Origin of the sequence: Haloarcula sp. CBA1115 (assembly GCF_000827835.1) — an archaeon.
In the GTDB taxonomy this organism is placed as follows: Archaea; Halobacteriota; Halobacteria; order Halobacteriales; family Haloarculaceae; genus Haloarcula; species Haloarcula hispanica.
In genome coordinates this window covers 1,070,243-1,090,598 of record NZ_CP010529.1, presented here as the reverse complement: position 1 = coordinate 1,090,598, position 20,356 = coordinate 1,070,243, and the positions used below count along the sequence as shown (strand labels likewise).

General features: G+C 64.9%; 24 protein-coding genes. 8 read left to right on the top strand and 16 right to left on the bottom strand.

The window, feature by feature from the left end:
• The first annotated feature begins 29 nt into the window (after positions 1-29).
• On the top strand, positions 30-395 hold the full coding sequence (locus SG26_RS05275) for a hypothetical protein (protein ID WP_014041235.1): 366 nt from the start codon (positions 30-32) through the stop codon (positions 393-395).
• Here the strand turns inward: SG26_RS05275 and SG26_RS05270 are convergent.
• The 3 genes from SG26_RS05270 to SG26_RS05260 all read right to left on the bottom strand — a co-directional run bounded on the left by SG26_RS05270 (position 379) and on the right by SG26_RS05260 (position 1,508).
• Positions 379-747 (bottom strand): hypothetical protein, encoded by a 369-nt coding sequence (locus SG26_RS05270; protein WP_014041234.1) that lies wholly within the window; start codon positions 745-747, stop codon positions 379-381. The two genes, SG26_RS05275 and SG26_RS05270, sit on opposite strands and share 17 nt — an antisense overlap.
• Positions 748-757: 10 nt before the next feature.
• Positions 758-1,012, bottom strand: a complete 255-nt coding sequence (locus SG26_RS05265) for a hypothetical protein (RefSeq protein ID WP_014041233.1) — start codon at positions 1,010-1,012, stop codon at positions 758-760.
• Between the two features lie 127 nt (positions 1,013-1,139).
• Entirely contained in the window at positions 1,140-1,508 is a 369-nt protein-coding gene (locus SG26_RS05260; RefSeq protein ID WP_014041232.1) for a hypothetical protein, read from the bottom strand.
• Positions 1,509-1,599: 91 nt separating this feature from the next.
• Between SG26_RS05260 and SG26_RS05255 the strand changes: the two genes are divergently transcribed.
• Positions 1,600-2,001 carry a MoaD/ThiS family protein gene (locus tag SG26_RS05255; RefSeq protein WP_014041231.1) on the top strand — a complete coding sequence of 134 codons (402 nt, stop codon included), beginning with the start codon at positions 1,600-1,602 and terminating at the stop codon, positions 1,999-2,001.
• Positions 2,002-2,031: 30 nt separating this feature from the next.
• On the opposite strand, the gene SG26_RS05250 is transcribed toward SG26_RS05255, so the two are convergent.
• A complete protein-coding gene (locus SG26_RS05250; protein ID WP_014041230.1) occupies positions 2,032-2,304 on the bottom strand; it encodes a ubiquitin-like small modifier protein 1 in 273 nt (90 codons plus the stop codon).
• A 164-nt stretch (positions 2,305-2,468) separates the two neighbouring features.
• Between SG26_RS05250 and SG26_RS05245 the strand changes: the two genes are divergently transcribed.
• Positions 2,469-3,431, top strand: coding sequence for a C-terminal binding protein (locus SG26_RS05245; RefSeq protein WP_050037040.1), 963 nt, complete (start codon positions 2,469-2,471; stop codon positions 3,429-3,431).
• A 64-nt stretch (positions 3,432-3,495) separates the two neighbouring features.
• Here SG26_RS05245 and SG26_RS05240 read toward each other — a convergent pair whose 3' ends face one another.
• The gene (locus tag SG26_RS05240) at positions 3,496-3,897 is read right to left on the bottom strand and encodes a hypothetical protein (protein WP_014041228.1); all 402 of its coding nucleotides are present in this window, start codon (positions 3,895-3,897) and stop codon (positions 3,496-3,498) included.
• Between the two features lie 95 nt (positions 3,898-3,992).
• On the opposite strand from SG26_RS05240, the gene SG26_RS05235 reads away from it, so the two are divergent.
• Both SG26_RS05235 and SG26_RS05230 read left to right on the top strand, forming a co-directional pair.
• Entirely contained in the window at positions 3,993-4,778 is a 786-nt protein-coding gene (locus tag SG26_RS05235; RefSeq protein WP_050037039.1) for a helix-turn-helix domain-containing protein, read from the top strand.
• A 229-nt stretch (positions 4,779-5,007) separates the two neighbouring features.
• Positions 5,008-6,027 carry a transcription initiation factor IIB family protein gene (locus SG26_RS05230; protein ID WP_050037038.1) on the top strand — a complete coding sequence of 340 codons (1,020 nt, stop codon included), beginning with the start codon at positions 5,008-5,010 and terminating at the stop codon, positions 6,025-6,027.
• A gap of 24 nt (positions 6,028-6,051) precedes the next feature.
• On the opposite strand, the gene SG26_RS05225 is transcribed toward SG26_RS05230, so the two are convergent.
• From SG26_RS05225 to SG26_RS05210, 4 genes are all read right to left on the bottom strand, one after another.
• Positions 6,052-6,846, bottom strand: a complete 795-nt coding sequence (locus SG26_RS05225) for an HpcH/HpaI aldolase/citrate lyase family protein (RefSeq protein WP_050037037.1) — start codon at positions 6,844-6,846, stop codon at positions 6,052-6,054.
• A 78-nt stretch (positions 6,847-6,924) separates the two neighbouring features.
• A complete protein-coding gene (locus SG26_RS05220) occupies positions 6,925-7,251 on the bottom strand; it encodes a cupin domain-containing protein (protein ID WP_014041225.1) in 327 nt (108 codons plus the stop codon).
• 441 nt (positions 7,252-7,692) lie between these two features.
• On the bottom strand, positions 7,693-8,421 hold the full coding sequence (locus tag SG26_RS05215; protein WP_175055164.1) for a class I SAM-dependent methyltransferase: 729 nt from the start codon (positions 8,419-8,421) through the stop codon (positions 7,693-7,695).
• Positions 8,418-9,302: an aldo/keto reductase gene (locus SG26_RS05210; RefSeq protein ID WP_050037035.1), complete on the bottom strand. Its 885-nt coding sequence runs from the start codon at positions 9,300-9,302 to the stop codon at positions 8,418-8,420. The genes SG26_RS05215 and SG26_RS05210 overlap by 4 nt, the downstream gene beginning before the upstream one ends.
• 127 nt (positions 9,303-9,429) lie before the next feature.
• Here SG26_RS05210 and SG26_RS05205 point away from each other — a divergent pair, with 127 nt between their 5' ends.
• On the top strand, positions 9,430-10,389 hold the full coding sequence (locus SG26_RS05205) for a S49 family peptidase (RefSeq protein WP_014041222.1): 960 nt from the start codon (positions 9,430-9,432) through the stop codon (positions 10,387-10,389).
• A complete protein-coding gene (locus SG26_RS05200; protein WP_050037034.1) occupies positions 10,382-11,425 on the top strand; it encodes a DUF4350 domain-containing protein in 1,044 nt (347 codons plus the stop codon). The genes SG26_RS05205 and SG26_RS05200 overlap by 8 nt, the downstream gene beginning before the upstream one ends.
• A 33-nt stretch (positions 11,426-11,458) precedes the next feature.
• Here SG26_RS05200 and SG26_RS05195 read toward each other — a convergent pair whose 3' ends face one another.
• The 7 genes from SG26_RS05195 to SG26_RS21910 are packed head-to-tail and all read right to left on the bottom strand — an operon-like array spanning position 11,459 to position 18,465.
• On the bottom strand, positions 11,459-11,989 hold the full coding sequence (locus tag SG26_RS05195; protein WP_050037033.1) for a hypothetical protein: 531 nt from the start codon (positions 11,987-11,989) through the stop codon (positions 11,459-11,461).
• Positions 11,990-12,031: 42 nt separating this feature from the next.
• Complete coding sequence (locus SG26_RS05190) at positions 12,032-13,348, bottom strand: ABC transporter ATP-binding protein (protein ID WP_044952024.1); 1,317 nt, start codon at positions 13,346-13,348, stop codon at positions 12,032-12,034.
• Entirely contained in the window at positions 13,341-14,519 is a 1,179-nt protein-coding gene (locus tag SG26_RS05185) for an ABC transporter ATP-binding protein (RefSeq protein ID WP_008308063.1), read from the bottom strand. The genes SG26_RS05190 and SG26_RS05185 overlap by 8 nt, the downstream gene beginning before the upstream one ends.
• Entirely contained in the window at positions 14,519-15,556 is a 1,038-nt protein-coding gene (locus SG26_RS05180) for an ABC transporter permease (RefSeq protein WP_008308064.1), read from the bottom strand. The genes SG26_RS05185 and SG26_RS05180 overlap by 1 nt, the downstream gene beginning before the upstream one ends.
• A gap of 3 nt (positions 15,557-15,559) precedes the next feature.
• Positions 15,560-16,513 carry an ABC transporter permease gene (locus tag SG26_RS05175; protein ID WP_008308066.1) on the bottom strand — a complete coding sequence of 318 codons (954 nt, stop codon included), beginning with the start codon at positions 16,511-16,513 and terminating at the stop codon, positions 15,560-15,562.
• A 3-nt stretch (positions 16,514-16,516) separates the two neighbouring features.
• The gene (locus SG26_RS05170) at positions 16,517-17,875 is read right to left on the bottom strand and encodes an ABC transporter substrate-binding protein (RefSeq protein WP_255355545.1); all 1,359 of its coding nucleotides are present in this window, start codon (positions 17,873-17,875) and stop codon (positions 16,517-16,519) included.
• Positions 17,872-18,465 (bottom strand): hypothetical protein, encoded by a 594-nt coding sequence (locus SG26_RS21910; RefSeq protein WP_255355544.1) that lies wholly within the window; start codon positions 18,463-18,465, stop codon positions 17,872-17,874. Before SG26_RS21910 ends, SG26_RS05170 begins: the two co-directional genes overlap by 4 nt.
• Before the next feature lie 210 nt (positions 18,466-18,675).
• Between SG26_RS21910 and SG26_RS05165 the strand changes: the two genes are divergently transcribed.
• Complete coding sequence (locus tag SG26_RS05165) at positions 18,676-20,337, top strand: aldehyde ferredoxin oxidoreductase family protein (RefSeq protein ID WP_050037032.1); 1,662 nt, start codon at positions 18,676-18,678, stop codon at positions 20,335-20,337.
• Positions 20,338-20,356: the final 19 nt, after the last annotated feature.

Genomic DNA, 20,356 nt, shown 5'->3' with positions numbered 1-20,356 from the left:
CCGGCAGCCGAACACACTTCAGTTCTCTAATGCGCAAGGAAGATATCGACGACTTCGAATTCCAGGTAGAGTCCCGACTGACCAGCCACGGCGTTTACGTCACCGAGTTCGACGACGAGGGCGAGACGTACCGGCTCACCTACGAGTCGATTTCGGCCGACGAGGCGGCCGTTATTCCCCACCGGGAAATCGGCCGCGTCATCAACGTCTTCCGGGACCTGCACGCCGATGACTGGTCCGGGGTCGACATCGAGGCGACGGTGACGGACCTCGAAGACACCGAACTCGGCGAATGGTCAGTCGACAGCGAGTGGATCGATGCCCTCGAAAACGGCGATCTCTCGGAGACGGACTTCTCCCAGCGCGTGCTGGAGACGATTACGGTTCGGAGCTGACCGCCAGCACGTCCCTGATTTCGAGCGTCGTCTCGAACTCCTCGCTTCTGTCCAGCCGCCGGCCGTCGCGCTCGAACTGGGCGGCGTGAGCCCGCCGAACCGCGTCCCGCTCGCGGTCGCTCAGCCCGAGTTCTGTACCGATACTGTCCCAGCGGCCCGACTCGGCGCAGACGTAATCGGCCTCTCTGGGGCCGCTGATGCGCTCGTACTTCCTGTCGTAGCTCGCACGGTTCGCCCGGAGATACGTCTGGACCCGTCCGAGCAGGTCAGGGAGCTGGTCGAGCGGCACGCTGGCCTGTGTGCCGGCCAGCAGGACAATCTGCCCCTCGATGGGGTACGACGGGTCGGCCATCGCGCCCCGGTCAGCCGCCCGCCCGCATCGCTTTCTGTGCGAACTTCTCGATGAGCGGCTCCAGCGTCTCCGGCTCGCCGTCGAACTGGATTGTCACCTCGTTGAGCTGGAGGCTCGGCCCGATAGCGACTTTTTCCTCGGAGAGCGTTGCTGCCCAGCCGTCACCTTCGACGGTCGCGTCGCCGCGTTGCTCGCCGCCCAGGTTCTCCAGATAGCCGATAGCAGCCCGTGCCGAGATGCCGCGAAAACTCCGTTCACGCTCCATTACGTGGTCGTTACGGGTGCGGTCGTCTAAACTTATCGGCGGTCCGGCGCTCGTTTGCCACACCCGCGCTATCCCGGATGGCTCCACCTCTCCCGGACGGCGACGGCCTACCCCGGACGGATACACTCTATCCCGGCCGGATACCGTCGTCGACGATGCGGGCGTTGCGCTCGCGATTGATTCGCTCGTCTAAGTCCTCGTGGTCGTAAATCTGGGCGATGACGGCGGCGTGGAGGTCGCGCCAGGCCATCGCGTAGATGGGTGACTGACCCCATGCCCGAAGTTCGACAACGTACTCGTCGTAGGCCTCCCACCGGCTCTCGAACTGCTCGATGTGGTCGACGACGGCGCTGGCCGGCTCTTCGGTATTGAGCGCGGCGTTGAGCTCCCGCTCCCAGCCACCGACGGCCTGTTCCATGTCGCGTTTCGTGTCCTCGCTGTCCGGCGGTAGCGAGTCGACGATTCCGGCCGGAATCCCCAGTTCGATGTCGTCCATATCGCCACACAGAGTTCGCGGCCAATAAACCCCAGCGATGGGCGAACATGTTCGTCTCTACTGATTTGTGTCGGCGGGTCATAACACACGTATGAGCAGTGAGACAGTAGAGCGACAGTCGTCGGCACCGGACCTGACCACTGTCGAGGTCAGGTGTACCGGCCACGTCCGCCGGGTCGTCGGCGAACCGGCGCTGTCATACACGTTCGAAGGGAACACGCTACGTGACTTCCTCGACGCGTTCTTTCAGGAGTACGACGTGGGCGATATGCTCATCGCGGAGACCGAAGCCGACGCCACCACCGAGGGTTGGGCCCCGGAGATGGCGGACTTGCCGGGCGACTGGGCGAAAAACCCCGAAGGCGAGCAGACCAGATGCTACGCGCGAGTGGCGGTCAACGGCGAGTTCAACGAACACCTCGATGGACTGGACACTGAACTGGAAGCCGGCGACCGTGTCGGGCTGATGTTCCCGTTCATCTTCTGCTGCTGATTCGAGTCCCGCCTGCTCCGCCGGGCCGTTCTACCCCCCGGCGACTGGCGGGAACACGCTGAGTTCGTCCCCGTCCTCCAGCGCGGTCTCTAGCCCGTCGAGATGGGCAATATCCGTTCCGTTCCGGAGAATCGTCAGGTACTCCCGCAGTTCGCCGTCCTCGAACAGGTCCATCTCGGTGAACTCCTCGGAGAGCTGTCGGAGCACGTCACCCGCCAGGAGGCCGTTCTCGTACTCGCGCTGAACCGTCTTCTGTCCGACGGCTTCCCGGAAGTTAGCGAAAAACCGCAGCTCGATTTGCATACCGCTGGGTTGGCGGTCGAGTGGCTTAAATCACAGCGCTCGGACCGCGTGAATCGAACGAGCAACTGATTTATTCGTTGTATTCAATCGATTATGGACCTCGAATTCCTATTCGATGGGAACGACTTCGACCCGTTTTAGCGTCCCAGTCCATGACTCCGCGTATGGAACGTGTGGTCGCAAGCGATGACCCGATGATAGCTGTCGACCGACTGCGGGCGGCACTCGACGCCGATGTCGTTGTCGCGGAGACAGACGACGAGGACGCGGTCCGGGACGCTGCCGCCGGTGCAGCGGCGCTCGTTGTGGACGTGAACACGCCGGTCACCGCCGCGGTGCTCGACGCGCTGGACGACCTCCAGATCGTCGCGCGAGCGGGCGTCGGTATCGACAACATCGACGTGTCCGCGGCAGCGGACAACGGCGTAGCCGTCACGAACGTCCCCGAGTACTGCACGGATGAGGTCGCGACCCACACGGTGACGCTCCTGCTCGACTGCGTTCGGACACTCACGGCCTACGACCGCGACGTTCGCGACGGCGGGTGGGGCTGGGAGCGGACCCGACCGGTACACCGCGTCCGCGACCAGACGCTCGGTCTCGTTTCCTTCGGCCCCATCGCGAGACGAGTGCGCGACCAACTGCGGGGGTTCGACATCGACGTCATCGCCTACGACCCGTACGTCGACGCCGAGGAGATGGCTGAAGCCGATGTCGAGAAGGTCACGCTTGAGACGCTGTACGAGCGGGCCGACTACGTCTCCCTCCACGCGCCGTTGACCGAGAGCACGGCGGAGATGATAGACGCTGACGCGCTCGCGGCAATGCGCGACCACGCCGTCCTCGTCAACACCGGCCGCGGCGGCCTCGTCGACGAGGGAGCGCTTCGGGCGGCGCTGGACGACGGGACGATTGCGGCCGCCGGCCTTGACGTGCTGGCCGAGGAACCGCCGACGGCGGACCACCCGCTGGTCGGCCTTGACAACTGCATCGTTACGCCTCACGCGGCCTGGTACTCCGAGGAAGCCCGCGACGATCTCAACGCCGCCGTCGCCGCGAACGTCGAGGCCGCGCTGGCCGGTGAGACGCCACCGAACCGGATCGACCCCGAGACGGACTGGCTGTAAATATACGGCCGTGGTTGACCGCTAAGACCGTCGAAACGGTTGTCGGCGAGTGGTGTGACCGCGCTCAGCAGCGGATGAACTCCCGACGCTGGTCGCCGAGGGCGCTCTGACCCGTGACTGCTGTCTTGATATCTCTGACGAGATTCGAGAGATACGCGCGAAGCCCGGGGTCACATGTGCCGACGCGCCTGGCCTGCCGGTAATCACAGCAGAGCGCGACCGGCAACAGCGGGGCCGCAAACAGTCCCGAAAGCGTGACGCCCAACTGGAAGGGGTGGCCGGCCGGGACGGCGAGCCACGCAGCGGCCACGACCGCCCAGAACACGACTCCGTAGATGACGGTGTGTCGCCAGTTGTGCGTCGGCAGTTCATATCTGCGAATACGCGATGAGGGCTCGTCCGGCGTGCCGCCGGCGGCCGGTCCGCCGGACGATTCGCCAGTAGATGCGGAGACAGGACACGACATACTCTATCGGTGGCCTCCCGTACCAATTACAGCTTGTTTGGCATACGCCGAATGAGACAGTGCGTATAAACGGCTTGGCACGCAACGGGAGGTATATGCGAGAGTTCATCTTCACTATCGACTACGAGCGGAACGTCGACCCTGTGATGGACGTGTTCATCGACTACCCGGAGACGCACTCCCGGACTATCGCGTGTAACGTCACACGAGACGGGATGTGGCGGCTCGAACGGGTCGCCGGCCCGGAGACCGCCCTCGAACAGCTTGACGACGTGTACGACAACCCAGTCCAATGTACCGAGTGCATCGGGACGCGGAACTGCAAGACCGACTGGACGTACGAGGTCATCGGGTCGGACCCCGGGGTCCGGACGGTGTACAGCTACCGGTCCGAAGCCGGTGACTGTCACTCGATTCCGCGGCTGGCCATCGACCACGTCGGCCGCGGTGTCCTCGTCGAGACCGAACGCCGCGGGAGCCGGTGTGAGTGGCGGCTGCTCCTGTGCAGCGACGCCGGCGTCGACGGACTGTTCGAGGAGATGGAATCCGAGCTCCGCGAGGGGCTCACCGTCGAGTTCCGGCAGCTTAGCTCGCCCTCGTACTGGGTCGACGAGGCCGTGACGCTGGCGGAGCTCCCGCCGGAGCAACAGGCCGCCGTCGAGGCCGCCGTCGAACACGGCTACTACCGGACGCCCCGGGATACTTCGCTCACCGAACTCGCCGAGACGCTCGACGTGTCGCGGTCGACGCTCCAGTACCGCCTCCAGCGGGCCGAAGCGTGGATCGTCCGGTCGTTCGTCACGCGGTCGATGGGGCCAGTTCAGGCCGACGAAGATGTCGCCGAGGGCGGACGCCTCCGCATCGGCCGCTCGGGCGTGTAAACGGCGATATCGTATCCGGAACCGGGCCGAACTGCACTACCTGAATACTGCCGCGTCGCAGGTCAGCACAGGATGACAGCGGAGGGGCGTCGTGCGCTGTGGCGCGCGAACGTGACAGTTATCTATCGCTTATCGGGATTTCGGCATATGCCAAACGAGTCGTCATGGGGGATGCACCCCTATAATTGGGTACGACCGCGGGCGTCCCACGCGCTCGCAGAGGCACACTATGACGACACGCAGCATCTATTCCCCCGACGAACGCGATGAAAGTGCGGACGAACAGGCCGAGTCCGAGGCGAGCACTGGCCACGCCTGCCCGGACTGTGGCGGAAGCCTCGTCACCGACGACAGTCGCGGCGAGACGGTCTGTGAATCCTGCGGCCTCGTCGTCGACGAGGACGAGATCGACCACGGCCCGGAGTGGCGCGCCTTCGACAGCCAGGAGCGCGACAACAAGCGCCGCGTCGGTGCCCCGACGACGGAGATGAAACACGACAAGGGCCTCTCGACCAACATCGGCTGGCAGAACAAGGACGCCTACGGCAATTCTCTGTCGACGCGCCAGCGCGAGAAGATGCAGCGCCTGCGGACCTGGGACGAGCGGTTCCGCACCCGCGACCACGCCGAGCGCAACCTCAAGCAGGCGCTGGGCGAGATCGACCGGATGGGGAGCGCTCTCGGCGTCCCCGAGAGCGCCCGCGAGACGGCCAGCGTCATCTACCGCCGTGCCCTCGACGAGGGAATGTTGCCCGGTCGCTCCATCGAAGGGATGGCGACTGCCGCGCTGTACGCCGCAATCAGACAGTCGAACCTCCCGCAAACGCTCGACGACATGGCCGTCGTCAGCCGCGTCGACGAGATGGAGTTCACCCGCGCGTACCGCTATCTCAACCGCGAACTCTCGCTGCAGGTCGGCCCGCCGGACCCCGCGACCTACCTCAGCAAGTTCATCTCGGAACTCGACGCCGACGACGCCCTCGAACGCCAGGCCCGCGCCCTCATCGAGGCGGGGAAGGAAGCGAACGTCCACAGCGGCAAGAGCCCCGTCGGCCTCGCCGCCGCGGCCATCTACGCCGCCGGCCTGCTGCTCGGCGAGGAGATGACCCAGGAGACCGTCAGCGAGGCCACGGACATCAGCACTGTGACCATCCGCGAGCGCTACCGCGAACTGCTGGAAGCCGAAGCGGAACTCGACGACAGCGCCGTCGACGCGACGAGCGGCGCTGAATCCGGTGCGAGCGCCTGATTCGGCCGCTATCCCTTTGTTCTCCTAGCTTCGGTCCCCTTCGAAATCGTCCAGCCATCCGCGCACAGCGTTCTGTACCGCGCCGGTCGTACTCCCGACGTGCAGTATCTGGTACCCCGACTGGGCCTTCTCGTTCACGTCGTCCATCCCGAACCCGAGGCCGCCGACGGTGACGTCCGCTTCCACCGCCGCCGAGCGGACCGTCTCCACCGCCTCCTGTACCTCCGGATGCTCGATTTCGCCCGGATGACCGAGCGACACCGAGAGGTCGAACGGGCCGATGAACACGAAGCCGAGATCGGGCACGTCCAGAATCGCGTCGATGTTCTCCACCGCCGCCTTCGTCTCGATTGTGGTTCCGACCAGCGTCTCCGCGTCCGAGGCCTCGATGTAGTTCTCGCCCAGGCCCCAGCGACGCGCTCGGGGCGCGGCCAGTCCCCTGTCGCCCGGGTCGCCGTCGTACCGGAACCGCCCTGATTTGACGGCTTCCCTGACTTCGTCGGCGGTTTCGACCCGCGGCAGGAAGACGTTCTTGACCCCAAGGTCCAGCGCCTTCCGCACCAGCGTCGGAGCCGTATCCGGCAGGCGGACCAGTAGCTCCGTCCCGGTGCCGTCGGCCGCCCGCAGCAGATTCTCGACGGTCGCCGCGTCCCACGGGTCCGGCCCGCCGTGTTCGAAGTCGAGCCAGACGAAGTCGACGCCGAGGTCCCCGTAGAACTCTACCAGCGTCGGGCTGTATGTGTTGTCGAGGACGCCCAGCGCGACGCCGCCGCTATCGACCGTTTTGCGGAGTCCGTTCGTCGGCAGTGGTTCGGCCATGTCTTGTCAGTGAACTACAACACCGATAAGCGTGGTGCGGAAACGGCCGGTCAGTTCTGTTATTCCGACGGCAGCCCCTTACTGTCCCGGCAAGGGACAGAGGCTCGCGGTCAGCACGACGACGCCATCGGTGTGATTGTGCGCGCCGTGGGCCTGCCCCCGCTCGTTCAGCACGACCCCCGGCGCGGCGATGGCTTCCTCTCTATCCTCCTGCTGGACCGTCACCTCGCCACGGACGACGTGGAACACGTTCGTCGCGTCGTCGTGTTCGTGCGGGTCGATTGTCGCGTCCGGCCCCAGCGCGAACGCCTTCACCAGCACGTCGTCGGTCACTGCCAGTTCCCCGTCGATGACTTCACCCTCTTCCGGTTCGGCGTCGAACTCGGACAGGCGGTTGAGCGTCATATTTGTCCGTGGGCCGGCGCTTCCTTAGCCGTTCGGTTGCTAGGAAAATCTGTGTCTCTTTTCGTTTCTTGAGTGAGTGTATTATCTAACAGCCAGAAAGCCCCGGCTGGCTGAACTTGGGGGTGGTTCGAAAGACGCGTCGCGTCTTTCGTCATCACGAGAGAGCAAAGCTCTCTCGAACGACCTCGCTGCGCGCTTCACTCACTACGTTCGTTGCAGTGCTTGCGTCGTCCGCCGTCGTTCAGCCAGCCGCCCCTTTCAGTCCCACCCAGCCTGGATTGACCAACCGGCCACAGGTGGGACTGAAAGGGGCGAGACGCTGGGCGTACGAGACGACGGAAGCACCGCAACGTAGTGAGGAGCGCAGCGAGTCACAGTAGCCCAGCGTCTCGGGGCTTTCTGGCTGTTCGAACTCTCGTCACGAAATATACAAGCAACTCATCACTCCGCTAGCCGGAACGCGAGACTGTACATCGTCCCGGTTCGCTCGGAGCCGATAGCAGCAGCTATGTCGTCGGCCATCGCGGCCAGCGGTCCCCCAACTACGTCTGGAAGGTCGTCAGCGTACCCACGCACCACCTCCGCGTGGGCGTCCAAATGCGCCTCGGTCCAGGGTACCGGGTCCAGCAAGGTCTTCTTTCGCTCGACAGTCCAACCGTGGTCGGCGAACACCGCGGCCAGCACAGCGGGCGGGTAGAACGTCAGCGCCGGCCGGCCGTCGACGGCTCTGGCAGCGGCGTTTTCCAGCGCGAACAGTCGGTTGACAGACGCATCGGCGGGCGGCACCGCGTAGTCGTCGACAACGAGGTGGCCACCGGGTTTTGCGACCCGCGTCAGTTCGGCCGCGACGGCGTCCAGTGCAGTCGGTGGCAGGACGTTACAGAGTCCGTGGGCGGTGACGAGGTCGACGCTATCCGTCACGAGTGGCGTCGCCCGGAGGTCGGCCTCGACGACGACAAGCCGGTCGGCGTTCCCGTCGCCGACGCGCTCGCGGACCGTCGCGGCGTGATCGGCGTCGTTCGTCACCGCGTACACCCGCTTCGCGCCCGCGGCCAGCAGTCCGGCCGTCGTGTTCCCGACGCCGGCCCCCGCCTCAAGACAGACCTGGCCTTCGACCTGCCGGTCGGCGAGGGCGGCCGTCACCGTCTCCGGAACGCCGTCCACGCTCAGTGGTGCAGTTGCTCGGGCACCGGGCTGTCGTCGTGGCGCGCTTCCTCGACGAGCGCACGCTGGCGGGCCCCGTCCATTCCCTCCGAGCGGCTGGCGGCGTCGAGCACCATCGCCACGAGCTTCGGGTCGCCGGGGCTGACGACGGTATCGAGCCCCTGGGCGGCGGCGAAGTCGAACCGTTCACGGATGACTTCCGGCGTGTCGACCGGCTCGTACCAGTTCGCGTACGGGCGGTCGGCCTCGGCCAGTTCGTCGGTCGGCGGCCACGACCCCTTCGCGAAGGCCTTGATTCCCAGCGTGCCGATGCCCTCCGCCTCGCAGCGGTCCAGGACGGCCTCGTAGTCGTACTCGTCGTCATCTTTCCCGGCGACGACGGGGTTCAGTGGGAACATCACCGTCTCCAGGTCGTCGATGCGGTCGATGGCGTCGAGGATGAGTTCGGGATTACCGTGGCTCGTCAGCCCGATATGGTTGATTTTCCCGTCCGCTTTTGCCTCGCGTATCGCCGCCAGCGCGCCGTCGTCGGCGGTGATGGTGTCCAGTTCGTCCTCGTACTCCAGGCCGTGAATCTGGTAGAGGTCGATAGTGTCGATGCCCAGGCGGTCCAGCGACCGGTCGATTTTCCGGGCCGCGTCCTCGTACCCGCGCTCCTGGGTCTTGCAGCCCAGGAAAATCTCCTCGCGGTGCTGGCGGAGCTTCGGCCCCAGTTTCAGCTCCGCGTCGCCGTAGGTCGGCGCGACGTCGAAGTGGTTGACGCCGTGGTCCAGCACGAGTTCGACCAGCTGGTTCGCCCCTTCCTGTTCGAGCCAGTTGAGTGCTATCGAGCCGAACGTCAGCACCGTGCTCTCCTGCCCAGTGTCGCCCAGTGCTCGGGTTTCCATACCGGTTGCACGACCCGGAGCCCAATAACCGTTGGTCGCTGCTCTCTCAGCCTGTCCAGTGCGGCAGACCGCAACAGGGGACGCCGACCGGGGTTTATTACTCCCGCAGTCCGAACGGGATGTATAGATGTTTGGGAGAGAACAACTGTTCTCGGCGATGACGGCGTCGTACGTGATCGCAGTCACGCTCGCCCTCGTCGTCGCCGCGATATTCGCGCCGGTCATCTGGAACGGCGTGCCAAGCGGTGGCGACGACGATCCGAGCGTCGCCGTCGTCACCCTTCGCGGCGGCACAACCGACGCTAACGTCAACGCCGTCAAGCAGGACCTCCGCGAAGCACGGAACAACGGCTCAATCGAGGCAGTCGTCCTCCGGGTCGACAGCCCCGGCGGGCCGGTCGACTCAAGCGAGGAGTTCTACCTCGCCGTGAACCGGACCGCCAGCGAGATGCCCGTCGTCGCCTACGTCGAGGGCACGGCCGCCTCGGGCGGCTATTACGGCATCGCTCCGGCCGACGAGATCGTGGTCAAGCCGAGTTCGAACGTCGGGAGTATCGGCGTCATCGTCCAGGCCCCGCTGAGCCTCATCGAGCAGGCCGAACAGCAGGGCGAGACGTTCGTCCGCTCGGGGCCGGACAAGGCCCAGATAAGCAAGGACGGCCTCCGAGAGGATATCGAGGTGCTCCAGCGCTCCTTCGTCGGGACGGTCATGCGTCACCGGGGCGAGCAACTGACCGTCTCCCGCGAGGAAGTCGCCAACGGCGGCACGTACCTCGGCGCACAGGCAACCCAGAACGGTTTCGCCGACCGCATCGGTGACTCCGAACTGGCCATCGAGCGGGCCGCCGCACTCTCAGGCGACATCGAGGGCGACGGGTACGACGTGACATATCTGGGAAGCGGCGGTGCCCAATTCAACGCCATCATCGTCCCTGCCGGCGCTGAAACCGTGCAGGGCGCGAACAACGTGACCTATCTCGTCCATCCCGACGACAGCGAGACGATGTTCCGGGAACCGGTGAAGTACTACGCCGTCTGGGGAATCCCCGCCGAGGACAACAACGCAACGGTGATCCGCAATGACTGAGGGCCGTATCGTCAAGCCGCTCGCCGTGTTTATCGTCGTTCTCGTGGCGATACTGGGCGGCACGTTCCTCCTCGCAGTCGTTAATCCGGGGTCATCCGGCCCGCCGGACGGCCAGTCGATCGACGGCCAGTCTCCGTCGCAGTACCAGCCCGACGCCGTCAATGCCCCTGTCGACCCCGAAGAAGGGGAGATATCGGTCGACTCCGAGGCGAGTGACAAGCGGATACTCGTCGACACGAGCCACGGCAATCAGGTGTCCGAATCGGAACTCGAACCGATCACCGAGGCGGTGTTCGAGGCGGGCCACACCGTCGAGTACGGCACGTCCGACACCGCCTCGTTCGCCGATTCACTGGGCCAGTACGACGGTGTGCTCATCGTCCAGCCGCTCGGCAGCTACTCGCAAGAAGAACGCGAAGCGCTACAGGAGTACACGGACGACGGTGGCCGTGTCGTCGTCCTCGCCGAACCGACACAGACCCGGCTCTCGACCGGCTTCACCCAGTCGACGACGACGGTGTCGTTCGGCGCCAACAACGCCACCGAGCGCTACGGCGTTCGGATGGGGGCCGAACAGCTGTACAATGTCGATGATTCGGCCAACGACAACAACTTCAAGGCCATCTATGCGTCGCCAAGCGACGACGGCGAACTGACCAACGGTGTCGAGACGATCACCTTCGACACCGCCGGCTACGCGGTGGTAAACGGCGATGCCGAGACGAAGTTCACCGCTGCCGATGGCACCCGGACGCTGGAGACGCGTCGCACCGGCACGTACGCGACAGTCGTCCGCAACGACAACATGGTGTTCGTCACTGACTCGACGTTCATACGCAGTTCCGAGATATACGACGCCGACAACGAGGTGTTCATCGGGAACCTGCTTTCGTTCCTGCTCGACGGTGAAGCACCCGACCCGGATGCCGGTGAGACCTTCGATGGCGGCTTCGGGACGGACGAGGAAGCTGTAACCCCGACTGAAACACCAGCAGAGCCGACTCCCACACCTGCACCGACCCCTCCCGGATCCTGATCCGCATCGCCCGGTGCGCGATTGCTCGCGTCTCTACTGATCGCTGATGCTGACTGTCGTCTCGCTGTACAGGCCACGCTCGGCAGCGTCGGTCACGTTCAGCCCTGCGCCGATGGTGTACTCCCCGGCCGGTGCGGGCTCCCACTCGTCGTCGCTGACCCGGAACATCCGGTCCCACTGTCGCCTGAACCGCTTTTGTTCGTCGCGGTCGAACTGGAGGCTACCGTCCTCGCTGGGCACGCTATCGACGTGGGACGCCTCGGGCACTCCATCGACGTACCACGTCCACGGCCGCGGCGAGTCCGTCGGTAGCGTTATCGGCACCGGAAGCGCGTTCTGCATCGTCACGACGAACGCCACCTCGGTTCCCGCCGGATACGTCCGCTGTGGCACCTCGATGTCGACCGAGACGGCGCGGTAGCGGAGCCACGTCGGTACCAGACGGTCGCTCCAGGCCCCGCCGTCGATACTGCGTGCGGCCTGTGGCCGTGCCCCGCGCTCAGTGGGTGCCTGTGGCTCATCGTCGTCGCGGTGGAGCGCCCCCGAGTCGTAGATGCGACGCATTGTCGGATTGTGGACTGGCGTGCGCAAAAGCGTTGCTCGGGGCTACCCCGTCCGCGTCGGCGTGTCCGGTCGCTCGTCGTCGTGCAACAGGCAGGCGATGCGGTGGTCGTCACCGACGTCGAACAGCGCGGGGTCGGTTCGCTCGCAGGGGGAGCTGAAGGCGTCGTTCATCGCCGCCAGCGCGTCCTCGAAGGCCTCGTCGTGCAGGTGGTCGAGCGCCGCCGCGAGCACGTCCTCGGCCTCCCGGTCGCCGACCGTGTCCGGGAGGCCGAACTCGGCGCGGACCCGGGTTTCGAGTGCGGACCGCGAGAGCTGACTCAGGTCTTCGTCCTCGACGCCCTCTTGCACGGCGGTGACGGCCTCAAGCGAGTCGGCTTTGCGGAGCCGCTGTTTCAGGTCCATCAGTGACCGCCACTCGGACTGGGCCATGTCGGTGCCTTCGGGCTGGATGACCTTCGGACAGCGGGTGTGGAACCGACAGCCCGACGGGGGGTTCAGCGGCGACGGAACATCGCCGGAGAGGAAAATACGGTCCCCCTCCCAGCCGGGGTCCGGCTCCGGAATGGCCGACAGCAGCGCCTCGGCGTAGGGGTGATACGGCGGCTGGAACACGTCCTCGGTCGGGCCGACTTCGGCGAACTCCCCGAGATACAGGACGCCCACGCGGTCGGAGATGTGCTCGACGACAGAGAGGTCGTGGGCGATGACGATGTAGGAGAGGCCGAATTCGTCCTGCAAGTCCTCCAGCAGGTTCAGAATCTGGGCCTGCACGCTCACGTCCAGCGCCGAGACGGGTTCGTCACAGACGATGACCTCGGGGTCGACGGCGAGCGCGCGGGCGATACCGATGCGCTGGCGCTGACCGCCCGAGAACTCGTGGGGGTAGCGGTGTGTGTGACGCGGGCTCAGCCCGACGGTCTCAAGCAACTCTTTGACACGCTCGGTTCGCTCCTCGCCGTCCGCGATCCCGTGGATGTCCAGCGGTTCGCCGACGATGTCGCCGACCGTCAGCCGCGGATTGAGGCTGGCGAAAGGGTCTTGGAAGATGTACTGGATGTCCTTCCGGAGCGCCCGCAGGCGGTCGTCAGAAGCCCCCGTCAAGTCCTCGCCCTTGTAGCGGACTGAGCCGGCCGTGGGTTCGATGAGCCGCAGCAGCGTCTGGGCGAGCGTCGTCTTGCCACAGCCGGACTCGCCGACGATACCTAGCGTCTCACCGGGGTAGAGTTCCAGGTCGACGCCGTCCAGGGCTTTCACCTCCTGACTCCGGCCCAGCAGGGTGTCAACGATGGTCCCGCCAGACTCGTAGTATTTCGTGAGGTTCTCGACCTCCAGGATCGGGCTATCGGCCGTCTTAGCCATCCTGTTGCCCTCCCGAGTCGTCTGGGCCATCGCGGTCTAACAGGTCGGTGTCGAGACCGACCGGGTCGGAGTCGGCCTGGAGTGGTTCCGTGTCCGTGCGCCCGCCGCGGGGGTCGGGCTGGGTATCGTCGGGCGGACTCCCCCGGCCCCCTTTCACTTCGACTTCGTAGTCCAGTTCGCTATCGAGGTCCCCGGTGTAGGCCAGACAGGCCGCCGAGCGGTCGGACAGACCGACACCGTCGCCGGTTTCGGGGTCGACGAGCGGCGGCTGTTTGCGCGTACAGGCTTCCTCGGCGAAGGGACAGCGCGGGTGGAAGCTACAGCCAGAGGGGACCTCAACGAGGTCCGGCATCGTCCCGGGAATCGTCTGGAGCCGGTCCTGCCGGTCGCCGATGCGTGGGATGGCGCTCATCAGCCCGACGGTGTAGGGGTGTTTCGGGTCGTAGTACAGCTCCTCGACAGGGGCGTTCTCGACAGCGCGGCCGGCGTACATCACCATCACCCGGTCGCACATCTCCGCGATGACGCCGAGGTCGTGGGTGATGAGCTGAATGGCCGTGTCGTATTCGTCGGCGAGGCGGTCGAGGCGGTCCAGGATCTTCGCCTCGATGGTCACGTCCAGCGCCGTCGTCGGCTCGTCGGCGATGAGGAGTTCGGGGTCACAGGACAGCGCCATCGCGATGATGGCCCGCTGTTGCATCCCGCCGGAGAACTCGTGGGGGTAGTCGTCGTATCTGGCTTCCGGCTCCGGGATGCCAACGTCGTCGAGCAGCCGGATCGTGCGGTCCCGGGCCTCCGCGTCGCTGTAGTCGAGGTGGTGCCGGATGGCCTCGGAAATCTGCTCACCGACGGTGTACACCGGGTTCAGCGCGGTCTGGGCGTCCTGGAATATCATCGCGATGTCGTTGCCCCGCACGTCCCGCACCGCTGAGTCGGACAGTTCCATGAGGTCCTGGCCGTCAAAGCGGATCGTCCCGCTCTCGATACGGCCCGGTTCCTCGATGAGGCGCATCACTGACAGCGCGGTGACGCTCTTGCCCGCGCCGCTCTCGCCGACGACGCCGAACTTCTCGCCGCGGTCGATGCGAAAGGAGAGGTCGTCGACGGCGGTGACGACGCCTTCCTCGGTGTAGAAGTTCACCGTGAGGTCTTCGACTTCCAGCAGTGACATCAGACCTCGCCTCCAGTGGCTACGTCAGTACCTTCCTGCGCGTTGAGCGCGTCGTTGATGCCGTCACCGATGAGGTTCATCGACATCACGAACAGGAAGATCGCGCCGCCGGGGAACACGGTGACCCACCAGGGAATCGTCCCGCCGGGTCCCTGGACGATGGTCTCGCGGGTTGCGTCCAGCATCGTCCCCCACTCGGCGGACCCGGGCGGGAGGCCGAGGCCGAGGAAGCCAAGCGCCGCCACGCCGATGACGACCGTCCCGATGGAGAGCGAGGCCTGAACGACCAGCGGCGCGATAGCGTTGGGGACGACGTGTCTGAAGATGACGCGACGGTCACGCGCGCCCAGCGCCTTCGCGGCCATGACGTACTCGTTTTCCTTGACCTTCAGTATCTCACCGCGTATCAGTCGGGCGTAGCCGGCCCAGCCGAACACGGTGAACGCGAGCACCAGCTCCCAGTACCCCTTGCCGAGCACGGCGACGATAATCAACGCCAACAGGAGGCCGGGGAACGCGAAGATGAGGTCGAGCAGCCGCATCATCACTTCGTCGATCCGGCCGCCGTAGTAGCCCGCAATGGCACCGTACACCAGCCCGATGGCGGCGGTAATCGAGACCACGATGAAGCCAATCGAGAGGCTGAACCGACCGCCGTACAGCACGCGGGAGAACACGTCCCGGGCGGAGCCGTCGGTGCCGAACGGATGGGCCAGCGACGGGGCCTCGTACGCGCTCACGTCGAGACCCTGCACGTACAGAATCGCGCTCGGGTCGTAGGGGGCCAGCGAGAAGGGCTGGACTGTCACGCCCGCGATTGTCACTGGGCGTGCGAATACAGCCAGGATTCCCATCAGGGCAACAATATAGAGCCCGAGCATCGCGCTTCGGTTGTCACGGAACTCGCCCCAGGCGCGCTCCCAGCGACTCTCGGTTTCGGTGTCTCGTTCCTCTGTCCAGTCGGATAGCGGTTCGCGGGACTCGACGCGGTCGGCGTCGAACCCCGTTATGCGTATGCGTCCTCGTTCAGTACTCATTGGTCAGTCGTAGCGAATTCGTGGGTCTAACAGCGCGTACACAATGTCTGCGAGCAGGTTCGCCAGGATGATCGTCACACCGGTAAACAGCGTGATCGCCATGATGAGGTCGACTTCGCGGCCGGAGATCGCCTTGACGAAGGCTCGCCCCAGACCGGGCCAGGCGAACACCGATTCGACGACGACAGCGCCGGCGAAGATACTCGCCGTCAGGAACGCGGCGATAGTGGTCACCGAGATGAGCGAGTTCCGCAGGACGTGTTTCAACACGACCGTCCGCTCGGGCAGCCCCTTCGCCCGGGCCGCCGTGACGTACTCCTTGTTCATCTCCTCGGCCATCGACGACCGCATCACCCGCATCAGCGTGGCCGACGACGCCGTCCCGATGGTGACGCCCGGGAGGACGAGATACTTCAGCATTGCCGGCGAGAACAGCGGTTTGTTCGGAGCCAGCACCGGCCAGAGGTCGAGCCAGAGCGCGAACACGAGGATGAGCATCAGGCCGAGCCAGAAGTTCGGCAGCGAGATGCCCGACAGCGCGAACACCCGCGAGAGGTCGTCGCCCAGCGTGTCCTTGTTCACGGCGGCGTAGATGCCGGTCGGAATCGCGATGAGCAGGGCAATAACCCAGCCGAACAGGCCCAGTGCGATAGTCTGTGGTAACCGGTCCATAATGTACGGACCGACCGGCTGGTCGACGTTGATGACCGTCCCGAAATCGCCCTGGAGGACGTTGGTTATCCAGGTGAAGTACTGCTGCCACACCGGGCCGTCGAGCCCGTATCTGGCGCGTATCGCCGCCTCCTCGGCGGCCGAAATCTGGGGGTTTAGCGCCACTAACTGGTCGATCGGGTCCCCTGGCGTCAGGTGGACCATCGCGAAGGTGAACACCGAGACTCCGAACAGTATCGGGATGGTCGTGAGCACCCGGACTGCGATGAAGCGTCTGAGGCCCATGGGTTACTCCCGGTTCAGATAGGCGACCTGCTGGTCTTCTGGGGCGTGGAGGCCGTAGGGCAGGATGCTGCTGGAGAACGTGTACGTGTTGTAGCCGACGTACTCCGTCGACAGCGCCGTCACGTTTGTCCCGAAGACAGTGTAGCTGTTCGGGGCCTGCTCGATAAGTCCCTGCCACACCTTGTCGTACTGCTCGCCCCGGAACTGTGAGTCTTCGACGGCCTCGACGGAGAACCGTGCCTCCGTCGCGATTTCGTCCAGTTCCGGCGTGTCAATCCGGTTGAAGTTACAGCACTGGCCGAAGTTGTCGATGGAGTTGACGGCGTCGTAGAAACTGCCGGGGTTGAACGTCCCCGAGAGGCCGATGAGGACGATGTTGCCCTGCTGGTAGTACTCGGAGCCGAGGATGCGCTGGATGAATGTTGTGAACTCGAAGTCCTCGACGCTGATGTCGAAAAACTCCGTGTTGCTCAGCACCTGCGCGATGAGTTCGGCCTCGCGCAGGCGGTCGTCCGTCGCGTTCGTCTCGATTGTGGCCTCGATTGGCGTCTCGACGCCGAGGTCGTCGACGGCCTCCTGCAGCAGTTCGGTCGCCGCCTCGGTGTTCTGCTCGGTCTGTGGGCGCAGTTCCTCGGTGAGTGCCTCGTAGTCCACCGTCCCCGCTTTGGCGGCCATTTCAGGTAGCGGCGTGTAGGCCGGATTCCGATACCCGTTGTAGATGTTCTCGGCGATCTGGGCACGGGGAATCAGCTGATTGACGCCCCGGCGGATGCGCGGGTCGTCCCACGGTGACTGGGTGACGGGGTACTGGAGGAAGTTGTACGCGCCGGCATTAGTCACGCTGAGCCGGAAGTCCTCGGCACTCCGGTACTCGCCGTACGTGCCGGTGTTGAGCCCGTAGGTGAGGTCGATCTCGCCGTTGTTGAGCGCCGCGGCACGGGTCGCGTTGTCCTGCACGATGGCGACCACGACTTCGTCGACGACCGGACTCGTCGGGAAGCCGTCCGGGCCGTCCCACCACTCCAGCGCGTCGAGGCCGAGGTCGTCGAGCCAGTAGTCGTCGAAGGAACTGAACTCGGCGCGTTCCTCGGTCTCGTAGGATTCGAACTGGTACGGTCCCGTCCCGATGGGGGTGTGGTCGTTGCGCGGGTCCGCGCCCGTGTCTGGGTACTCCTCGATGTGCTCCATCGGGTACACGTCGACCGGGAGCTGGTTGTCGGCTTCCGCATCGGGCTCTTGCCCGTAGATGTTGACCGTATAGTCATCAACAACCTCGGCGTAGAGGAACGAGTCGAACGTCTGGGCCGAAATCGAGGAGTTCTCGACGACCTCGTAGGACCGGGCGACGTTCTCGGCGGTCATCTCCTCGCCGTTGTGGAATTTGACGCCCTCGTGGAGTTTGGCCTGGTACTTGATGCCGTAGGTACCGTCTTCGACGGCGTCGGGGCCTCGTTGACAGTCAGAACTTCACCGGCCTCCTGATTCCGGATGAGTATCTGGTCGTCGTCGACGAGGTTCCCGTCGTCGTCCGTATCAGCCGACACCATGTACGGTTCGTAGGCTCCGTCCTCGACTTCCTGTACGTCCACCCGTTCCCAGGACTTCGCTAGCCAGGGATAGACGGTGCCTGCGGCGTCCTGTGTGATGATACTCTCGTAGACGAGGCCGTGGACGTTCCCGGACGGCGCATTGGTGCTGTAGGACGGGTCAAAGGAGTCGATTCCGGCACCGAGGCCGAACCGGAGGGTCCCCCCGTCCTGAATCTCGTCGACATCGACGTCGACGCGCTCACGGACCGGGTCGGGAGCCCCACCGCCGCCTCCGCTACTGGCTCCGTCGTTGGTACCGGTGTTACAGCCGGCGAGTGCGGCCAGTGTGGCGGCACCCGTAGTCTGAAGCATCCGTCGTCGCGATACTGTCGGCGTTCCGCTGGCATCTGCATCTTGAGACATGAACACATCCCTCGGAGGGTAAGATATGTGTTATTGTTGATCATACTTATAGTGTAAACATGATATCATGAACTGCGGCCGAAACCACAGTAAAACGCTATTACACCGATTATGGGTTTATTAGTGCCTCCTGATGGAGGTGGGAACGGCTTCAGTTGAACAGTCGCCCATGGCACAATCGATAAGATCATGGATAGTCAAGCAACAATCATGATATACTCAACGGGGCCGCTGCTGACAGTCGACCTGTCAGCGGGTGAGAGAAACACGGAGGAGATAGACGGCATCCTCGAACAGTACCTCGGTGGTCGCGGCGTCGGGACGCGGCTCGCCCACGAGCGGATCCCGTTCGACGTTGACCCGTTCGGATCGGAGAACCGACTGGTGTTCTCGACGGGGCCGATGCAGGCCGCCCAGATGAGCTTCACCGGCCGGATGAACTGCACCGGCGTCTCGCCGCTGACTGACGGACTGCTCTCCTCGAACGCCGGCGGGTTCATGTCCAGGAACTTCGCCGATACCGGGTACAGCGCTGTCGAACTCACCGGCGAGAGCGACGAACTCGTCATCCTCCACGTTCGGGACGACGGCGTCGAGTTCGAGGCCGTCCCCGACCTCGCCGGCGCGACCGTTCCCGAGACGCTGGAGTACCTCGACGCCGAACACGGTATCGAGGCCGACCAGACGGCCGTTATCGGCCCGGCCGGCGAGAACCGGGTCCGGTTCGCGTCCATCATGACGAGCGGGGAGCGGGCGTTCGGTCGCGGCGGCCTCGGCGCGGTCATGGGCGCGAAAAACGTCAAGGGACTCACGTTCGCGGGCGACTCCCCACCGGACATCGAGGTTCCGCCGATACAGACGGACATTCACCGGGAAGCCGCCACAGCGGACCACATCATGAAACGGCAGGGAACCGTCTCGGTGATGGACCTCGCCAACGAGGTCGACGGGCTCCCGTCCTACTACTTCTCCGAGCAGTCCTTCGCGGGCGTGGAGGGCATCAACGGCGACGCCGTCGAATCGAAGAAGTACAAGAAGGGGACCTGCTCAGCGTGCGCGTTCGCCTGCAAGCTCCCGACGCGGGACGAGGAGCGCGGCGTCGAGACCGAAGGCCCCGAGTTCGAGGTGGCGATGGCGTTCGGGTCGAACTCCGGCGTCGACGACATCGTGGACGTGATGCAGTCCAACGAACTCTGTGACCGCCTCGGGATGGACGCCATCTCCGCCGGCAACACCGTCGCCGCGTATCTCGCCAGTGAGGACGCCTTCGGCGACACCGACCTGATTCACGAGACTGTCGAGAAAATCGCCCATCGCGACGGAATCGGCGACACCCTCGCGGAGGGCATCGACCGCTGTTACGACGACCTCGGTGTTGAGAACTGGACGGTCAAGGGGATGGACTTCTCGGCTCACGAGGGCCGTGTCCTTCACGGCCAGGGGCTCTCCTACGCCGTCGCCAACCGCGGCGCGGACCACATGTATGCGACGTTCTACTCCGTCGAGTACCCGCTCGTCCCCGACGAACAGGCGGTGGCTCCGGAGGGGACGCTCGGGAAAGCCGACGTGCTGGTCGAGCGGGAGAACCTGATGGCGCTGAACGACAGCGGCGTCGTCTGCAAGTTCTCGCGGGACTTCATGACTCCCGAGCGCTACGAACAGCTCTTCGATGCCGACTTCGAGGACCTGATGTCCGTTGGCGCTCGCACCGTGACCCTCGAACGCCACTTCAACAACCAGCGCGGCTTCGACCGGACAGACGACGCGCTCCCCTACGAAATCCCGTCGTTCGAAGCAGCGCTCGACGAGTACTACGACGCACGCGGCTGGTCCGACGACGGCACGGTCCCCGAGAATACGCTGCCGGTCTAATTCTCGCCCCGGAATCCTC